Origin of the sequence: Streptomyces sp. SCUT-3 (genome assembly GCF_014083985.1) — a bacterium.
Taxonomy (GTDB): domain Bacteria; phylum Actinomycetota; class Actinomycetes; order Streptomycetales; family Streptomycetaceae; genus Streptomyces_H; species Streptomyces_H thermolineatus.
Genome location: NZ_CP046907.1, coordinates 5,136,688 through 5,153,363, shown reverse-complemented (window position 1 = coordinate 5,153,363; position 16,676 = coordinate 5,136,688). Strand labels below are relative to the sequence as shown.

At 76.0% G+C, this 16,676-nt stretch carries 15 protein-coding genes and 1 pseudogene; 6 read left to right on the top strand and 10 right to left on the bottom strand.

From position 1 onward, the window contains the following. Positions 1 to 55: 55 nt before the first annotated feature. Positions 56 to 1,285 carry a cysteine--1-D-myo-inosityl 2-amino-2-deoxy-alpha-D-glucopyranoside ligase gene (mshC, locus tag GQS52_RS22725; RefSeq protein ID WP_182315183.1) on the bottom strand — a complete coding sequence of 410 codons (1,230 nt, stop codon included), beginning with the start codon at positions 1,283 to 1,285 and terminating at the stop codon, positions 56 to 58. Between mshC and GQS52_RS22720 the strand changes: the two are divergent. Then, a pseudogene (locus GQS52_RS22720) lies at positions 1,224 to 2,231 on the top strand (phosphatase PAP2 family protein); the annotation flags it as partial. The gene mshC and the pseudogene GQS52_RS22720 sit on opposite strands and share 62 nt — an antisense overlap. 57 nt (positions 2,232 to 2,288) lie before the next feature. On the opposite strand, the gene GQS52_RS22715 reads toward GQS52_RS22720, so the two are convergent. The 5 genes from GQS52_RS22715 to GQS52_RS22695 form a co-directional block, all read right to left on the bottom strand. Continuing rightward, positions 2,289 to 2,972, bottom strand: coding sequence for a response regulator transcription factor (locus tag GQS52_RS22715; protein ID WP_182315182.1), 684 nt, complete (start codon positions 2,970 to 2,972; stop codon positions 2,289 to 2,291). Between the two features lie 7 nt (positions 2,973 to 2,979). Beyond that, positions 2,980 to 4,473 carry a histidine kinase gene (locus tag GQS52_RS22710; RefSeq protein WP_259370921.1) on the bottom strand — a complete coding sequence of 498 codons (1,494 nt, stop codon included), beginning with the start codon at positions 4,471 to 4,473 and terminating at the stop codon, positions 2,980 to 2,982. A gap of 142 nt (positions 4,474 to 4,615) precedes the next feature. Further along, the gene (locus tag GQS52_RS22705) at positions 4,616 to 5,512 is read right to left on the bottom strand and encodes an SCO1664 family protein (RefSeq protein ID WP_182315181.1); all 897 of its coding nucleotides are present in this window, start codon (positions 5,510 to 5,512) and stop codon (positions 4,616 to 4,618) included. Further along, positions 5,476 to 6,075 carry a DUF3090 domain-containing protein gene (locus GQS52_RS22700; RefSeq protein WP_182315180.1) on the bottom strand — a complete coding sequence of 200 codons (600 nt, stop codon included), beginning with the start codon at positions 6,073 to 6,075 and terminating at the stop codon, positions 5,476 to 5,478. Before GQS52_RS22700 ends, GQS52_RS22705 begins: the two co-directional genes overlap by 37 nt. 113 nt (positions 6,076 to 6,188) lie before the next feature. Further along, positions 6,189 to 6,896: a histidine phosphatase family protein gene (locus GQS52_RS22695; protein ID WP_182315179.1), complete on the bottom strand. Its 708-nt coding sequence runs from the start codon at positions 6,894 to 6,896 to the stop codon at positions 6,189 to 6,191. A gap of 45 nt (positions 6,897 to 6,941) precedes the next feature. On the opposite strand from GQS52_RS22695, the gene GQS52_RS22690 reads away from it, so the two are divergent. Both GQS52_RS22690 and GQS52_RS22685 read left to right on the top strand, forming a co-directional pair. Beyond that, positions 6,942 to 7,961: a magnesium and cobalt transport protein CorA gene (locus tag GQS52_RS22690; RefSeq protein ID WP_182315178.1), complete on the top strand. Its 1,020-nt coding sequence runs from the start codon at positions 6,942 to 6,944 to the stop codon at positions 7,959 to 7,961. Positions 7,962 to 8,233: 272 nt separating this feature from the next. Beyond that, positions 8,234 to 8,839, top strand: coding sequence for a hypothetical protein (locus GQS52_RS22685; RefSeq protein ID WP_182315177.1), 606 nt, complete (start codon positions 8,234 to 8,236; stop codon positions 8,837 to 8,839). Between the two features lie 145 nt (positions 8,840 to 8,984). Here GQS52_RS22685 and GQS52_RS22680 read toward each other — a convergent pair whose 3' ends face one another. After that, a complete protein-coding gene (locus GQS52_RS22680) occupies positions 8,985 to 10,037 on the bottom strand; it encodes an LLM class F420-dependent oxidoreductase (RefSeq protein WP_182315176.1) in 1,053 nt (350 codons plus the stop codon). Between the two features lie 147 nt (positions 10,038 to 10,184). Between GQS52_RS22680 and GQS52_RS22675 the strand changes: the two genes are divergently transcribed. Beyond that, positions 10,185 to 11,165 carry an aldo/keto reductase gene (locus GQS52_RS22675; protein WP_182315175.1) on the top strand — a complete coding sequence of 327 codons (981 nt, stop codon included), beginning with the start codon at positions 10,185 to 10,187 and terminating at the stop codon, positions 11,163 to 11,165. Continuing rightward, positions 11,162 to 13,609 (top strand): helix-hairpin-helix domain-containing protein, encoded by a 2,448-nt coding sequence (locus GQS52_RS22670; RefSeq protein WP_259370920.1) that lies wholly within the window; start codon positions 11,162 to 11,164, stop codon positions 13,607 to 13,609. The genes GQS52_RS22675 and GQS52_RS22670 overlap by 4 nt, the downstream gene beginning before the upstream one ends. A gap of 94 nt (positions 13,610 to 13,703) precedes the next feature. On the opposite strand, the gene GQS52_RS22665 is transcribed toward GQS52_RS22670, so the two are convergent. Then, complete coding sequence (locus GQS52_RS22665) at positions 13,704 to 14,312, bottom strand: hypothetical protein (RefSeq protein WP_182315174.1); 609 nt, start codon at positions 14,310 to 14,312, stop codon at positions 13,704 to 13,706. Positions 14,313 to 14,359: 47 nt separating this feature from the next. Between GQS52_RS22665 and GQS52_RS22660 the strand changes: the two genes are divergently transcribed. Next, the gene (locus GQS52_RS22660) at positions 14,360 to 14,548 is read left to right on the top strand and encodes a DUF5703 family protein (protein WP_182315173.1); all 189 of its coding nucleotides are present in this window, start codon (positions 14,360 to 14,362) and stop codon (positions 14,546 to 14,548) included. Between the two features lie 237 nt (positions 14,549 to 14,785). Here the strand turns inward: GQS52_RS22660 and GQS52_RS22655 are convergent, their stop codons facing one another. Next, positions 14,786 to 15,028, bottom strand: a complete 243-nt coding sequence (locus GQS52_RS22655) for a chaplin (protein ID WP_182315172.1) — start codon at positions 15,026 to 15,028, stop codon at positions 14,786 to 14,788. Between the two features lie 152 nt (positions 15,029 to 15,180). Continuing rightward, the gene (locus GQS52_RS22650; protein ID WP_182315171.1) at positions 15,181 to 16,506 is read right to left on the bottom strand and encodes a M20/M25/M40 family metallo-hydrolase; all 1,326 of its coding nucleotides are present in this window, start codon (positions 16,504 to 16,506) and stop codon (positions 15,181 to 15,183) included. Positions 16,507 to 16,676: the final 170 nt, after the last annotated feature.

Genomic DNA, 16,676 nt, shown 5'->3' with positions numbered 1-16,676 from the left:
CGGGTCGCGGCCGGGGCCCGCGGTCGTCGTTTCCGTCAGTGCCGGTGCGGACGGCTCAGAGCGCGACGCCCAGCAGTGCGTCGACGGTCCTGGAGACCAGGCCGGGAGCGCCGGCGTCGGTCCCGCCGGTCTCCTCCTGGCGGGCGGCCCAGCGGTCCACGGCGGCCAGCGCGGCGGGGGCGTCGAGGTCGTCGGCGAGGGCCTCGCGCACCTCCTCCAGCATCTCCTCGGCGGGCGGCCCGTCGGGGCGGGAGACCGCGGCGCGCCAGCGGCCCAGGCGGGCGACGGCCTCGTCCAGGACGTCGTCCGTCCACTCCCAGTCGGAGCGGTAGTGGTGGGCGAGCAGCGCCAGGCGTATCGCGCCGGGGTCCACGCCGTCCGCGCGCAGCCTGGAGACGAAGACCAGGTTGCCCTTGGACTTGGACATCTTCTCGCCGTGCAGGGCGACCATGCCCGCGTGCACGTACGCCTTCGCGAAGGGGTGCTCTCCGGTGAGCGCCTGGGCGTGGGAGGCGCCCATCTCGTGGTGGGGGAAGACGAGGTCGGAGCCGCCGCCCTGCACGTCGAAGCCCATGCCGAGGTGGTCCAGGGCGATGGCGACGCACTCGATGTGCCAGCCGGGCCGGCCGCGGCCGAGCGAGCCGCCGTCCCAGCTGGGCTCGCCCTCGCGGGCGGCCATCCACAGCATCGGGTCCAGGGGGTTCTTCTTGCCCGGGCGGTCCGGGTCGCCGCCGCGCTCGGCGGACAGCACGCGCATGGTGGCGGCGTCGAGGCGGGAGACCTCGCCGAAGTGCAGGTCGGCGTCCACGGAGAAGTAGGTGTCGCCCTCGAGTTCGTAGGCGGCGCCGCTCGCGCGCAGCCGCTCCACCAGCGGGACGATCCCGGGGATGGCCTCCACCGCTCCGACGTAGTGCTGCGGCGGGAGCATGCGCAGCGCCGTCATGTCCTCCCGGAACAGGGTGGTCTCGCGCTCGGCGAGCGCCGTCCAGTCCTCGCCGGTGGCCTCGGCCCGCTCCAGCAGCGGGTCGTCGACGTCGGTGACGTTCTGCACGTAGTGGACCTGGCGACCGGTGTCGAGCCACACGCGCTGCACGAGGTCGAACGCGGTGTAGGTGGCCGCGTGCCCCATGTGGGTGGCGTCGTAGGGCGTGATGCCGCAGACGTAGATCCGGGCCACGTCACCGGGGGTCAGCGTCAGCGGACCGCCGGTGGAGGTGTCGTGGATGCGGAGGTCGCGGCCCTTGCCGGGAAGAGCGGGAACCTCGGAAGCGGGCCAGGCATGCATGGGTACGAGAGTAACCGTACGAACGCACCGCGCACGAACGCCCCCTGCCAGGACGTCCGGATCAGCCCTCTTGCACGGAAGGTCCCCCGCGTGCATCGGGCGCGTGCGCCGGGCGGCGTTCCCGGGACGGCCCCGCGGGCCCGCCCCGGGCGGGGGCTCCCGCCGCCCCGGCCGTGCTGCCGCCGGGTGTCAACCCCGACGTTCGTCGTGCTCCCCCGCCTCCTTTCGGGCCGGGTCCCGCGGCGGCGCCGTCCCTACGGTCGGCGCCATGGAAAGAGATGCGCACCCCACTCCCCGGCGCGGCCCGGCTCCCCGGCCCGGCCCGGTTCCCCGGCGCGGCCGGCTGCCCGGCGCCCTGGCCCTGACGGCCGCGGGCGCCGGGGCACTCGCCCTGCTCGCGCCCGGCGGGCTGGGCGTCGCCGGTCCGGTCGAGGTCACCGGGGGCGCCTCGGCGGCCGCCTACCGGCAGGTGGCCGACGCCGCGGCGGACACGCCCGCCTGGCTGCACGTGCTCCTGGAGGCGGCCTCCGAGGGCACCCTGGTCCTCCTCGGGCTGCTCCTGGCGTGGACCTGGTGGTCCGCGGTCCGCCGCGGGGACGCCCGCACAACGGCGGGAAGCGTGCTGGTGGGCGTCGCCACCGTCGCCGCCTACGCCGTCAGCGAGGCGCTGAAGCTGGTGGTGGACGAGGAACGCCCCTGCCGCGCGCTGCACGGCGTCGGGACCGTCGCACCGTGCCCCGTGCCGGGGGACTGGTCGTTCCCGAGCAACCACGCGACCCTTGCCGCCGCGCTCGCGGTCGGGACGGCCCTGCTGCGGCCGCGGACCGCCGCGGTGGCGCTGCCGGTGGCGGGTGCCGCGGCGCTGCTGCGGGTGCTCGTCGGGGTCCACTACCCGCACGACGTGCTGGCCGGCCTCGTGCTGGGCGGCACCGCGGCGGCGGCCGTGCTGCTCGCGTTCACCCGGACCGCCGTGCGGGCGGCGGACGCCCTCCTGCGGCTGCGGTCACCGGGGCGGGGCCTGCACGGGCGGCACGATGCCGGCCTCGTGGGCCACGACGGCGGCCGCGGCCCGGTTGTCCACCCCCAGCCGGGCCAGGATCGAGCTGACGTGGGCCTTGACCGTCCCCTCGGCCAGGTGCAGCCTGCGGGCGATCCGCCCGTTGGACAGCCCGCCGCCGAGGTGGGCCAGCACCTCCCGTTCGCGGGCGGTGAGCGCCCCGACCCGTTCCCGGGCGGCGGCGCGGCGGCCGGCCAGGGCGGCCGCGCCGGTCGCCGAGAGGTGGGCGACCACCCGGGCGGCGACCTTCGGTGACAGGTAGGCGGCGCCGTCGGCGACCGCGCGGACCCCGGCGATCAGCTCCTCGGGTTCGCCGGACTTGACCAGGAAGCCGGCGGCGCCGCCGCCCAGGGCCCGCAGGATGTACTCGTCCTCGCCGAACGTGGTCAGCACGACGACGCCGGTGGCCGGCAGGTTCCTGCGGATCTGCGCACCGGCCTCGATTCCGTCGAGCCGCGGCATCCGCACGTCGAGCACGGCCACGTCGGGGCGGTGGCGCAGGGCCTGCTCCACCGCCTCGCGTCCGTCGGCGGCCTCGGCGACGACGTCGAGGTCGCCGGCGGTGGACAGCACGGCCCGCACTCCCGCCCTGACCATCGCCTCGTCGTCGGCGACCAGGACCCGGATCACAGGGCGCTCACCGCACCAGCACCTCCAGGGACACCAGGGTCCCCCTGCGGAAGCACAGACGGTACGCGTCCCCGGACCGGTCGCCGAACGGGTCGGCCGTCATCGCGTAGTACTCGCACGAGGTCCCCTCTCCTCCGGGCTCCGTCGCCCGCGCCCCGGCCGGCAGGTAGGGCGTCTGGTGCTCCGGCAGCAGGGCCGCCGCCGCGGAACGATCCTGCCCCACCTCCAGGCGGGCGTAGTCGGCCGGGTCCAGCACCGTCCGCGGCGCGGTGACCAGGTGCCACCCCATGAGCGCGGCGGTCAGCACCGCCCCGGTCACCAGGGGGAGCACCGCCGCCGCGGCAAGGGTGCGGCCGAGGCGGCGGCGGGCCCTGCGGCGGGCCCGGGGCACCTGGCCGGCCGGCCCGTGCGGCAGTGCGCCCGCCGGGTGCGGCGGCTGCGCCGGGGGCGTGCGCGGGAGCCGGGCGACGACCGCGAAGCCGCCGTCCCGGGGGCCGTGCTCCAGGGAGCCGCCCGCCAGTCTCACGCGCTCGTCGAGGCCGACGAGACCGTACCCGCCGCCCCGGAGCCGCTCCGCGGCCGCGGCGGGGGCGGGGGCGGGGCCGTTGACGACCTCGACCCGCACGCCGTCGCCCCAAAACGACACGCAGACGTCCGCGGCCGCTCCGGGAGCGTGCCTGGCCACGTTGGTCAGCGCCTCCTGGACCACCCGGCGGACGGCCCGCTCGACCGCGGGGTGGAGCTCCCCCGGCTCCCCCTCCAGGCGCAGCCCGACGTCGAGCCCGGACGCGGACGCCTCCCGGACCAGCTGCTCGACACCGGAGTCGGCCGGCGCCGCCGGTGCTCCGTACGACTCCTCGCGCAGGACCCCGACCACCTCCCCCAGCCGGTCCACCGCGGCCGACGCCCTGGCCCTGATCTCCCCGGCCGCGGCCCGGTGGTGCTCCGCCAGGCCGGGGGCGAGCTTGAGCGCCCCGGCGGACAGGGCGAGGAGGCTGAGGTCGTGGCCGAGCGCGTCGTGCATGTCCTGGGCGATGCGGGCCCGCTCCCGCAGCCGGGCCTGCCCGGCGATCAGACGCTGCTCGCGCTCGAGCTGCTCGGCCCGTTCCCACCCGGCGCGGACCAGCTCCCGGTACTGCCGCCAGAACCGGCCGGCGAACCACGGCAGCATCCCGGCGACCACCAGCACCGCCACGAACCTGCTGGCCAGGAGGTGCCCCTCGGGCACCACGGCCACCACCGCCGCGCCCGCCGCCAGGAGCGCCGCCGGGAAGCGGACCGCCGTGCGGGCGCTTCCGGGGCCGCGTCCGGCCAGGAAGGCGGCGCCCGCGGTGGGCAGCGCCCACCAGGTGTTCACCGGGCTCAGCCAGGCGGCCGACGCCGCGGCCGCGAGGGGCAGGTTCGTCCGCAGCCCCTGCCCCGCCCTCCGCAGCAGCCCTCGCGCCCGGCGGGCAGCGGGGCCGCCTCCCCCGGTCGTGATGTCGTTCCTCGTTCCGTCCACGGACGCGACGGTAGGGCCCGGAGGGGTCCGGCCGACACTGCCGAAAGTCCAGTCCTCGCCGTACCGGTCGCGGGCGTGTGCGCGTGCGGGGACGGGCCCGGCGCGGGCGGGGGCGGGAGCGGTGCGGGGCCCGCGCGAGGTGTCAGACCGGCGGCCAGGGCACCGCGGGGCGGTCGTCGGGCGGGCCGGGGTGCAGCCCGGTGCGCAGCAGCTCCGCGACGCGCCGCCGGGTGGCCTCGACCTCCTGCGGGGCGAGCAGCCCGTCCAGCCGTTCGCCCAGCGGCCCGTCCAGTTCGGTGCGCAGCTTCTCCAGCACCTCGCGGATCTCCCCGGGCAGGGGCTCGCCGGCCCATCCCCACAGCAGGGTGCGCAGTTTGTCCTCGACTGCGAAGGTGATGCCGTGGTCGATGGCGTACAGCCGGCCGTCGGGGGTGGGCAGCAGGTGGCCGCCCTTGCGGTCGGCGTTGTTGATCACCGCGTCGAGGACCGCCAGGCGGCGCAGCCGCGGGTCGTCGGCGTGCACCAGCAGCGCGGTGCGGTCCGCGTCGACCTGGGCGAGGCCGACGGCCTTCCAGCCGGGGCCGGGTTCGTCGGCATCGACGAGGGCGAGCAGCGCGGCCTGCGGGTCGGTCTCGATCCACAGCTGGCACATGCCCTCGCCGTAGGGGCCGTCGCGCAGCACGGTGGGGGGTATCAGGTCCCAGCCGGTGGCCTCGGAGACCAGGTGGGCGGCGACCTCGCGGCGGGCCAGGGTGCCGTCGGGGAAGTCCCACAGGGGCCGCTCCCCCGCCACCGGCTTGTAGACGCAGGCCGCCTCGGCGCCGTCGAGCCGGGCCTCGCAGTACAGCGCGGAGTTGGAGGAGGCGTGCAGCCGGCCGCGCACCTCCAGCTCTCCGCGGCGCAGCAGCTCGTGCGGGTCCGGGCCGGTGCCACCGGCGGCGCGGGGCTCCCCGCCCGGGGCGGCGGCGCCGTGGTCCGCCCCGGCGGCCGTGCCGGCGGGGGTCAGGCCCCCCGCCGGTACCCGTTCTGGCGCGGGCATACGTGTCCTTCCGGATCGAGCGGCAGGCTGCACAGGGGGCACGGCGGGCGGCCGGCCGCGACGAGGTCGAGGGCGCGCTTGGCGAAGGAGCGGGCCTGGGCGCCGGTGAGGGTGACGCGCAGCATCGACGGGCCGTTCTCGTCGTCCTCGAGGAGCCTCTCCTCGGCCTCCTCGAGGTCCTCGGCGGTCCCCTCCTCGCCGAGGTCGATCTCCACCAGCTCCTGCGCCTCGACGATCAGCTTCTCGCTGTCGCCGTCCCAGGCCAGGGCCATGGTGCCGACGCGGAACTCCTCGTCGACGGGCATCTGCAGCGGGGCGGTGTCGGCCAGCTCGGCCGGTGCCACGGCGGGCACCGCGGACGTGCCGCCGGAGCGCCGCACGACCTCGTCGAGCAGTTCGTCCACGCGCTCGGCGAGCGCTTCGACCTGTGCCTTCTCCAGGGCCACGCTCGTGACGCGGCCGCCGCCGCTGGCCTGGAGGTAGAAGGCGCGCTGGCCCGGCTGGCCCACCGTCCCGGCGACGAACCGGTCCGGCGGGTCGTAGAAGAAGACCTGACGGGGCACGTCCTGCTCCGATTGCTCGATACGTCGGTTCGTTCAACTTCCCGGTCGCCGGCGGCCGCGCGCCGTCGACCGGCCCGGGCACCCCGGCCCCGCCACCCTACTGCGGAAGCTGATCACGGCGCGCCGGCACCGCCGCCCACTGCCGCGTCGCCCGCCTCCGTGGGGTCCTCGGCGGCGGCCGGCGGCGGGAGCAGGCCGGTCAGGTCCCCGGTGTCGCCCAGCCTGAGCAGGAACGGCCGCAGCGGGGTGTAGCGGATCGCGGTGACCGAGCAGGGGTCGACGGAGATCCGCTGGAACAGGTCCAGGTGCATGCCCAGCGCGTCGGCCACCAGGGCCTTGATGACGTCGCCGTGGGTGCACACCGCGTACAGGGCGCCCGGCCCGGCCTCCTCCTCGACGCTCAGGTTCCAGTCCCGCACCGCGGCGACCGCGCGGGCCGACATCTCCCGCACGGACTCGCCGTCGGGGCCGGGGAAGACCGCCGCGGAGGGGTGGTGCTGCACGGTCCGCCACAGGGGCTCGTCCGCCAGCTCGCTCAGCTTGCGGCCGGTCCAGTCCCCGTAGCGGCACTCCCCCAGGCGCTCCTCCGTGTGCAGGGGCAGGCCGGGGCGGGTGTCGAGCAGGGGCCGGACGGTCTCGCGGCAGCGCTGCAGGGGGCTGGTGACCACCGCTGCGAGCGGCAGTCCGGCGAGCCGGGCGGGGAGGGCCGCGGCCTGCTCCCGGCCCCGGTCGTCGAGGGCGACCCCGGGGGCGCAGCCGGCCAGGACTCCCGAGGTGTTGGCCGTGGAACGGCCGTGTCGAAGGAGCAGCACGGTGGGCATGGGGACCACCTTAGGCCGTTCCCGGCCCGGGCGGCCGGGGCCGGGATGTGTGAGCGCCGCGGGGGGCGGAAGAATGCCAGGGTGATCGTGGACTGCGCCATCTACCGGGACGGCCGGCGGGCCGAGGGGCCCGGGGACCTCTCGGACGCCCTCGACGAGGCCAGGGACGACGGCGGCGCCTTCCTGTGGGTGGGGCTGCACGAGCCGACCCCCGAGGAGTTCGACCTGATCACCAGCGAGTTCGGGCTGCACCCGCTGGCCGTGGAGGACGCGCTGCGGGCGCACCAGCGGCCGAAGCTGGAGGTGTACGACGACTCGCTGTTCCTGGTGCTCAAACCGGCGGTGTACGACGACCGGCGGGCCAGGGTGACCACCGGCGAGCTGATGGTGTTCCTCGGCGACTCCTTCGTGGTGACCGTCCGGCACGGCGGGGGCAGCCCGCTGACGGAGGTCCGCCGGCGCCTGGAGCAGGAGCCCGAGGTGCTCCGGCACGGGCCGACCGCCGTGATGTACGCGATCGGGGACGCCGTCGTCGACGACTACCTGGAGGTGGCGGCGGAGCTGCAGGTGGACCTGGAGGAGCTGGAGGCCGACGTCTTCGCCCCCGGCGGGGGGACCGGGGCGGACCTGGTGGGCCGGATCTACTCGTTCAAGCGCCAGGTGCTGGAGTTCCGCCGGGCCACCGGGCCGCTGGCCGATCCGGTGGCCCGTCTGTCCGGGCCCGGGCTGCCGTTCGTCGGGGCCGACGTGCACCCGTTCTTCCGGGACGTCGGCGACCACCTGACCCGGGCGAACGAGCAGGTCGAGGGGCTGGACCGGCTGCTGTCCGACATCCTGGGCGCGCACCTGGCGCAGCTGGGGGTACGGCAGAACGACGACATGCGCAAGATCTCGGCCTGGGCGGCCATGGCGGCGGTCCCCACGATGATCGCCGGCCTGTACGGGATGAACTTCGAGCACATGCCCGAACTCCGCTCGCCCTGGGGCTACCCGGCGGTGCTGGCCGTGATCGCCGCGGCGTGCCTGGGCCTCTTCCGGTTCCTCAAGCGGCGCGGCTGGCTGTGACCCCGCCCGCCCCCGCCTCCACCCCCGCCCACGCCCCCGCTGCGGCCCCCGCCCCGTAACCCCGCGGCGGGCCCGCGCGTTGACGGTGTCGACGGCCGTGGCGGGGAGGACACCCCGGGCCCCCACCACGGCCGCGGGACTTCCCCGCCGTCACCTCCGTCCCGCAGGCCCCCTTCCCGCCGCCCGCCTCCGACACCGCGTCAGCACGGCGCTGGGTAAGGTGCAAAGACAGAACGAGGGGACGCCGGGACGGGGACGCGAGACAGGTGGACATGTTCAGCAAGGCCACGAGGAGCAGGCCGTCGGCGCGGCGGCTCGGTCCGGCGGGCTCGGACTGGTCGCCCTACGAGCGCCTCGAGGACGCCGCCCGCGCCTACTTCCTCCACGCCGACGTGGCCGTCGAGGCGGTCTTCGGGGTCGTCGACCGCCGCCGGGTGCGCGGTTTCACGCTGGAGCGGGTGGTCGACCTCTCCGAGGCCGGCGCCTCGGTGTGGCAGGAGGCCGCGGTGTGCGACGGCCGGCGGCTGGTGCTGTGGCACAGCGAGGAGGTGTCGGAGTCCGGGGCGCCCGGCGGCACCGTCCTGGACTCCTCCGTGCAGGTGCTGCCGCTCAGCGCCATCGGGCACGTGGGGATGCGCACGCTGGTCGGCCGCGACGAACAGGGCCGGCGCGTGGACCGCGGGGTCTACCTGGTGCTGGCCACCGCCACCCCGCAGGAGATCAGCGCGGTCTCGGCCGAGCCCGACGGCCCGGTCTCCGGGGCGCGCTTCCGGCCCGAGGCGTTCCGGTTCAGCAAGTCGCTGGAGGACGGCGGGCCCGGGCAGGTGAGGCGGCTGATCGAGTTCGGCCGGCTGATGGGCCGGCTCGTCCCGAACTGACCCGGCCGGACCCCGTAGCCGGGCCGTCCGGCACCCGGCCCGGTTCACGGGCCCGGTTCGCCGGCCCCGGCCGTACGGGGCCCGGCCGTACGGGGCCCGGCCGTACGGGGCGCGCCGCGGACCGCGCGGCGCGCCCGCCGCCCGGCTACTCGGCCAGGCCGGCCCGCTCCAGCGCCTCAACGCCGGTGCGCAGCGCGGCGATCCGCTCGTCCAGGGTGAACCCGGCCGGGGTGATCGTCAGCGTGGTGACGCCGGCCTGCGCGTAGGCCTGCATGCGGTCGGAGATCCGCTCCATCGGGCCCAGCAGGGAGGTGGAGTCGATCAGTTCGCGCGGCACGGCGGCCGCGGCGCCGTCCTTGTCCCCGGCCAGGTACTTGTCCTGGATCTCGGCGGCCTCCTTCTCGTAGCCCATGCGGGCGGCGAGCCGGTTGTAGAAGTTCTGCTTGCGGCTGCCCATGCCGCCCACGTACAGCGCGGTGTAGGGGCGGAACATGTCGGCGAGCCCGGAGACGTCGTCGCCGATCGCCATCGGCACGGTCGGCACCACGTCGAAGCCATCGAGGGTCTTCCCCGCCTTCTCGCGGCCGGCGCGCAGCGGGGCGAGCGTGGTCTCCTCCGCCTGCTCGGGGGCGAAGAACAGGAGCAGGGCGCCGTCGGCGATCTCGCCCGTCTGCTCGAGGTTCTTCGGGCCGATCGCGGCGATGTAGACGGGGACGCGCTCGCGCACCGGGTGGACGGTCAGCTTGAGCGGCTTGCCGGGGCCGCCGGGCAGCGGGAGCGTCCAGTGCTCGCCCTCGTGGACCAGCCGCTCACGGGACATCGCCTTGCGGACGATCTCCACGTACTCGCGGGTGCGGGCCAGGGGCTTGTCGAACTTGACCCCGTACCAGCCCTCGGAGACCTGCGGGCCGGAGACGCCCAGGCCGAGCCGGAACCGGCCGCCGGAGAGCGTGTCGAGGGTGGCGGCGGTCATCGCGGTCATCGCGGGGGTGCGCGCGGGGATCTGGAAGATCGCCGAGCCGATGTCGATGCGCTCCGTCTGCGCCGCGACCCAGGCGAGCACGGTGGCCGCGTCCGAGCCGTACGCCTCGGCGGCCCAGCAGACCGAGTAGCCCAGGCGGTCCGCCTCCCGGGCGACGGCGAGGTTGTCCGCGTCCATCCCGGCACCCCAGTAACCGAGGTTGATCCCGAGCCGCATGCCGCTCCCCTTACTGATCGGTAACGCCTACGTTTCCCCGGACTGTAGCGCAGGAAAGCGGGCGCTCAGCCTGTCTGTCCGGTCACGTCCTGCCGCGCCGTCCCGCTTCACCCGGCCGCGGGCCCGGCGTCGGTAGTCTCGGCGGGCATGGAGACAAGGCACCTGGGACGGACCGGCCTGCGCGTCTCCCGCCTCGGCCTCGGCACGCTCACCTGGGGGCGCGACACGAGCGAGCGGGACGCCGCCGAGCAGCTGAAGGCGTTCCTGGACGCGGGCGGCGACCTCGTCGACACCGCCGACGTCTACGGCGACGGCCGCGCCGAGTACCTGCTCGGGCGGCTCACCGACGGCTTCGTCCCCCGGGGCGAACTGGTGGTGGCCACCAAGGCCGGGAGCGTGGCGGACCCCGAACGCCCCCACGACGCCTCCCGCGGCCACCTGCTGTCGGCCCTGGACGCCTCGCTCGCCCGCCTGGGCACCGACCACGTCGACCTGTGGCAGGTCCACGCCTACGATCCCGGCACGCCCATGGAGGAGACGCTCCACGCCCTGGACATCGCCGTCTCCTCCGGGCGCGCCCGCTACGTCGGCGTCTGCGGCTTCTGCGGCTGGCAGCTGGCCAAGGCCGCCGCCTGGCAGCTCGCCGGACCGGGACGGACACCGCTGGCGGGCACGCAGATGGAGTACTCGCTGCTGCAGCGGGGCGTCGAACGGGAGGTCCTGCCCGCGGCGCTCGACCTGGGCGTCGGGCTCCTGCCCTCCTCGCCGCTGGGGCGCGGGGTGCTGACCGGCAAGTACCGCAAGGGCACCCCGGCGGACTCGCGGGGCGCCTCGGAGCGCCTGGCCCGGTTCGTCGAGCCCTACCTGGGCGACGCGGCCGCCCGGGTCGTCGACGCTGTCGCCACGGCCGCGGACGGGCTGGCCGTCACGCCGCTGCAGGTCGCCCTGGCCTGGGTGCGGGACCGGCCCGGCGTCACCGCGCCGATCGTCGGCGCGCGCACGGCGGAACAGCTGGCCGAGGCGCTGTCGGTGGAGGACCTTACTCTTCCGGTGGAGATCTGCCGGGCCCTCGACGACGTCTCGGCGCCCGAGCACCGCTACCCCGACCACGACTGGAGCACGCTGTGAGCACGGACCGCACGGACCGGGACGCCGCGACGGGCGGCCCCGGCGGGCACGCCGGCGGCCCGGCCCCGGGCGGGGACGCACCCGCCGCCCCCGGAGCCGCGCCGCACGCAGCCGCAGACCCCGGCACCGCCGCACCCGACGCCGCCGCCCCCGGGAACACCGCCCCCGGCGGTCCCGCCCGGGCCGCCCGGCGGCGCCCCGCCCAGGTCGCTCCGCCCTCCGACCCGGCGCAGCTGCTGGCCGCGGTGCGGGCCGTCGAGCGGGGCGAGCGCCCGGCGTTCGTCCGGGACATGGGCACCTCCGCGATCACCGCGGAACTGGGCCCGGCCGCCGCCGCGGAGGCGGCCCGCCGGGCCGCCGCGGAGAACGGGGACGCCGGCCCCGCGGAGAACGGCGAGGAGGCCGAGAACGCCGCCGCGGACACCGCAGGCGCCCCGCCCGAGGAAACCGAGGAGACCGGGACCGCGCAGGAGCCGCAGGAGCCGCAGGAGGAGCCGACGCAGGAACCGGAGGAGGAGCCGGGCCACCGCCCCGATACCGGCACCGGCACCGACCCCGCCGCCGGCCCCGGCACGGCGGCGCACCGGCCGCAGCCGGCTCCGCCGGCCCGTCCCGCGCCTGCGCCCGCGGCCCCGGACGCCGTCCCCCGGCCCGTGCGCCGCACGGAGGACGAGGAGGCCGCCCGCCGCGAGGCGGTCCGCGGGGCCGCCGCGCTCCTCGCCCGCGGCGGCGCGCCGGAGGCCCTCGGCGGGCCGGCCGTGGACGCGCTGGGCGAGCGTGCGGCGACGGTCCTGGAGGAGGACCCTTGGCACCTGCTCTCCGTGCCGGAGGTCCGGCCCGAGCAGGCCGACGCCTTCGCCCGGGCGCTGCTGGGCGCCGACTGCCGCCCCGACGACCCGCGCAGGGCGCATGCCCTCGTCGTGTGGCTGCTGGAGCAGGCCGCCCTCGCCGGGCACACCGCGCTGGAGGCCCCGGCCCTGCTGGACGCCCTGCGCCGGCGGTCCGTCCCCGAGCCGGACGAGGCGCTGCGCGCCGCGCTGGAGAACGGGCGGGTGCTGGCCTTCCGCGAGCTGCTGGAGGCCACCGGCCCGGCCTCCGGGCGCCCGGCCCGCTCCGCGTCCGGCGGTGACGGCGGGGAGGAGGACGAGGAGGAGCCCCCCACCCGCCTCCTGGTGGGGCTGGACCGCTACGCCCTCGCCGAGGAGAGCCTGGCCGACGGCCTGCTGCGGCTGCTGAACACCCACGAGCCGGATCCGGGGCCGTGGGAGGAAGCGGCCTCCGCCGCGGGCACGCCGTCCGCGTCCGAGCTGCTGCGGGCGGTGGGCGGCAGCGGCGTGGTGCTGCACACCGGCGGTGACGCGGCCCGTGCCGAGCCCGTCGCGGTGGTCGCGGCGGCGCGCGCGGCGGGCCTGCGGGCGTGGGCCGCGGCCGCCACCGGGGACAGCCGCCGCAGGCTGGCCGCCCTGCTGTCCGCCGCGGGCGCCGACGCCGGTGCCGCGGTGACGGCGGGCGGGCTGCTGTCCGGGCACGAGGGCCCCGGCCGGGACGAGGACGGCAACCTGGCGCTGGACGTGCTGGTGGTCGTGGACGCCCCGCAGTGGGACGTGGAGACCGCCGCGACCCTGGTCGAGTCCGTCCCCGACGGGGCGCACCTGGTGTTCAGCGGCGACCCCGCGCTGCTGGCGTCGGTCGGCGCCGGGCGGGTCTTCGCCGACCTGCTGGCGTCCGGGGTGTGCCCGCAGGTGGCCTCGCGCACGCCCGACCCCGGCCCGATCGGCGAGCTGGTGTCCGGCATCGGGATCGGGGAGCTGAACCAGGTCGAGGCGCCGGGCAGGGAGGTCGTGATCGTCCCGGTGCGGGACGCGGGCGAGGCCGTGCACCGCACGGTGCAGCTGGTGGCGGACTCCGTGCCCCGCGCGTTCGGGGTGGAGCCCGGGCGGACCAGGGTGGTCACGCCCGGCCACGGCGGGGCCGCCGGCACCCGTGTGCTCAACGCCGCCCTCAAGGCCCGGCTGAACCCCGGCCCCGGCCGGTTCGGCGGCTTCGATCCGGGCGACCTGGCGGTGTACGTGCCCGCTCCCGGGCGGACTCTCCCGGGCACGGTGGTCTCCGGCGACGCGGACGGCCTGCACCTGGACTGCGACGGGCACGAGGTGGTCGTCCCCCGCGAGCAGGCGGGGCGGGTGCGGCACGGGTGGGCGGTCACCGCGCACCAGGCGGCCGGCATGCGCTGGCCCGCCGTGGTGGTCGTCCTGCCCGGGGACGCGGTCCGGGCGCTGGACAGGGCGTGGGTCTACACGGCCTTCGGCCGCGGGGAGCGGCACCTGTCCGTGGTCCACGGCGCGGACCGGGCGCTGGAGCACGCGGTCGCGCAGGTCCCGGCCCGGCCCCGGACGACCCGGCTGCGCACGGTCCTGCGCGAGCAGGCCGGGCACCTGTACTGACGGAGGGGCCGGTGCGGGACGTCCGCGGACGTCCCGCACCGGCCCCCGTTCCCGTTCCTGCGCCCCCGCCCCGGCCCCGGCCGGCGGGCCCGCCTCACCGGTCCGGGTCGAGCACCGCCAGTTCGTCGTCGTAGACGGAACTGACGTCGAAGCGGCAGATGATCAGCTCGGGGTCCGCGTCCTCGAACGGCTCGTGCAGCCACTCCCCCGGCCCGTGGGGCTCGGCGGCGGTCACCCAGAGCGTGGAGTCGCCCTCCTCCAGGCCGAACTCCTCGCAGCGGGAGGCGATCTCGTCGGGCTCGTACTCGCCGAACAGCACTCCGAGCGCGCCGTTGAGCGTCCCCACCGGCCCTCCGGTGGGTTCGACGACGCGCCGGGCGCGGCCGAGGAGCCGGTCGGGGTCGGCGACGAGGTAGTCGCGGCGGATCAGCACGCTGACCGCCTCCGGCTCCTCGGGCCCCGCGTAGGCGGGCAGGGTCTCCCCCACGGGCACCTCGAAGGGAAGCAGTTCGCCGTGGCCGTCGTCCAGCGCCTGGTCGTAGGCGTCCACGGCCCGGGCGAGGGCGTCGGCAGCCGCGTACACGGCCGGATCGTTGGCCCCGGAGCGGTTCTCCACGGCCGCCAGGTGGCGGTCCAGGGCGGCCTTGACCGCCTCGGCGGCGGCGCGTACCTCGTCGACGGTGGGCTGCGCGGCATCAGACATGGTGCAGACGCTATCCGTACCGGGGCGTTGCCCGCACAATGGATTCGATGGTCGAGTACGAATTTCAAGATCTGTATGTGCCGCGGGGGGTTTCCCGCAACGCGACGCGGCGTCTGCTGACGGACCACGCGGAGTACGGTCACTGGGAGTTGGACCGGCTGCGCCTCTACCCCGACGGAAGCCGCCGGGTGCGGCTGAAGCGGAGGATCATCCGCCAGGTGCGCGCCACCTGGTGAGGTCCCGGCGGGCGGGAGGACCGCCCGCCGGCCGTCCGCAGACGCCCGGTGCCGGACCCGGCGCCGGGCGGCGTCCCGGTGCGGGGCCCGCGCCGCGCCCGCCCCACGTGGAAAAGAGGAAGCCGAGGAAAAGCGAGACGTTTTTCGGGAAACGAGAAGGAGAACGGCCCCGGCGTGCAGGAATTGCACACCGGGGCCGTTCTCCGGTCCCGCCTCACGCGCTCGGGAAAACCGGCGTCAGGCGTTGATGCAGGCGGTGTCGCCGTAGTCCAGGTTCAGGAACCCGATGAGGTTGACGGTGGTGTCGCACACGTTGACCGGCGCGTTGACCGGCGCCTGCACGACGTTTCCGGACAGCACGCCCGGGCTGCCGATGGCGGCGCCCTCGGCGTTGGCCCCGCCGTCGGCCATGGCAACACCCGCACCCGCGAGCACGAGACCACCGGTGGCGGCGGCAACCGCGACGACCTTCTTCAGCATTATTTCCTCCTCGTAGTCAATGCGACCCTAACCACGGGCCGCACATGACGAAACGAAGAGTGCTGCACAGGGATACGACCAGCCCCATGCATTCCCTCTTTCGAGTGAAAAGGGTCCATGCATGCGAATTCCGGGAATCACTTCCGCGGTTTTCAGCAGTGGTCGAGGAAGCGGTCGAGCACCCGCACCCCGAACTTGAGCCCGTCCACCGGCACCCGCTCGTCCACCCCGTGGAACATGCCGGCGAAGTCCAGCTCCGGGGGGAGCTGCAGGGGGGCGAAGCCGAAGCAGCGGATGCCCAGGTCGTCGAAGGACTTGGCGTCCGTTCCGCCCGACAGGCAGTACGGCACCGCCCGGGCGATCGGGTCCTCCGCCTTCAGCGCCGACTGCATCGCCTCGACCAGGGCCCCGTCGAAACCGGTCTCGTACGCCTTGTCCGCGTGCACGTCCTCGCGCCGGACCCTGGGGCCGAGCACCCGGTCGAGGTCGGCCAGGAACTCCTCTTCGTAACCGGGCAGGAACCGACCGTCGACGTGCGCGGTGGCCTGCCCGGGGATCACGTTCACCTTGTAGCCGGCGCCCAGCATCGTCGGGTTGGCGGTGTTGCGCAGCGTCGCCCCGATGATCTTGGCGATGCCGCCCAGCCTGGCCAGGGTGGCGTCCATGTCCTCGGGGTCCAGCTCCACGCCGAGCGCGTCGGAGAGCTCGTCGAGGAAGGAGCGGACCGTCTTGGTCACCCGCACCGGGAACTTGTGCCGCCCCAGCCGCGCCACCGCCTCGGACAGCTCGGTGATCGCGTTGTCCTCGTTGGTCATGGAGCCGTGGCCGGCCGTGCCGTCGACCGTCAGGCGCATCCAGTGCATGCCCTTCTCGGCCGTCTCGACCAGGTACAGCCGCAGCTGCTCGTTGACGGTGAACGAGAAGCCGCCCACCTCGCCGATCGCCTCGGTGACTCCCTCGAACAGCCGCGGGTGCCGGTCCACCAGGTAGCGCGCCCCGTAGGTACCGCCGGCCTCCTCGTCGGCCAGGAACGCCAGCACGACGTCGCGCGGCGGTTTGCGGCCGCTGCGCAGCCGGTCGCGGACGACGGCGAGCGTCATCGCGTCCATGTCCTTCATGTCGACCGCGCCGCGGCCCCACACGCACCCGTCCGCGATCTCGCCGGAGAGCGGGTGGTGGGTCCAGTCGGCCGCGTCGGCCGGGACGGCGTCGAGGTGCCCGTGGATCAGCAGCGCGGGCCGGCTCGGGTCCTCCCCCTCGATCCGGGCGACGGTGGAGGCGCGCCCCTTGTGCGACTCCAGGATCTCCGGCTCGAGGCCGACCTCGGCGAGCTTCTCCGCGACGTACTCGGCGGCGGCACGCTCCCCCGGACCGGAATGATCCCCGTAGTTGCTGGTGTCGATCCGGATCAGGTCGCGGCACAGGTCGACGACCTCGTCCTCGCCGGAGACCTTCCGGGGCGGCTTCGCATCGCTCACGCTGCTCCTCCTCGCTCGCTGCCGTCCGCCGGACCCAGGTGCCCGGACGACGGCGTGGTCCACCCGCCATCCTCCCCCGTCGCCGGGCCGCGCCCAAGGGGCCCGCCCGCCCGCGCCGCTCCGCGGGCGGGGCGCGGGCGCGTGATCGAGCACCCGCCAATCTTTGCTAT

Bases quoted from the DNA above. Each gene is read 5' to 3' on its own strand.
- GQS52_RS22665 (WP_182315174.1), bottom strand. From the start codon at position 14,312: ATGTCTGATGCCGCGCAGCCCACCGTCGACGAGGTACGCGCCGCCGCC.
- GQS52_RS22695 (WP_182315179.1), bottom strand. From the start codon at position 6,896: ATGCCCACCGTGCTGCTCCTTCGACACGGCCGTTCCACGGCCAACACC.
- GQS52_RS22655 (WP_182315172.1), bottom strand. From the start codon at position 15,028: ATGCTGAAGAAGGTCGTCGCGGTTGCCGCCGCCACCGGTGGTCTCGTG.
- GQS52_RS22675 (WP_182315175.1), top strand. From the start codon at position 10,185: ATGGAGACAAGGCACCTGGGACGGACCGGCCTGCGCGTCTCCCGCCTC.
- GQS52_RS22660 (WP_182315173.1), top strand. From the start codon at position 14,360: ATGGTCGAGTACGAATTTCAAGATCTGTATGTGCCGCGGGGGGTTTCC.
- GQS52_RS22685 (WP_182315177.1), top strand. From the start codon at position 8,234: ATGTTCAGCAAGGCCACGAGGAGCAGGCCGTCGGCGCGGCGGCTCGGT.
- GQS52_RS22705 (WP_182315181.1), bottom strand. From the start codon at position 5,512: ATGCCCGCGCCAGAACGGGTACCGGCGGGGGGCCTGACCCCCGCCGGC.
- mshC (WP_182315183.1), bottom strand. From the start codon at position 1,285: ATGCATGCCTGGCCCGCTTCCGAGGTTCCCGCTCTTCCCGGCAAGGGC.
- GQS52_RS22690 (WP_182315178.1), top strand. From the start codon at position 6,942: ATGTGTGAGCGCCGCGGGGGGCGGAAGAATGCCAGGGTGATCGTGGAC.
- GQS52_RS22680 (WP_182315176.1), bottom strand. From the start codon at position 10,037: ATGCGGCTCGGGATCAACCTCGGTTACTGGGGTGCCGGGATGGACGCG.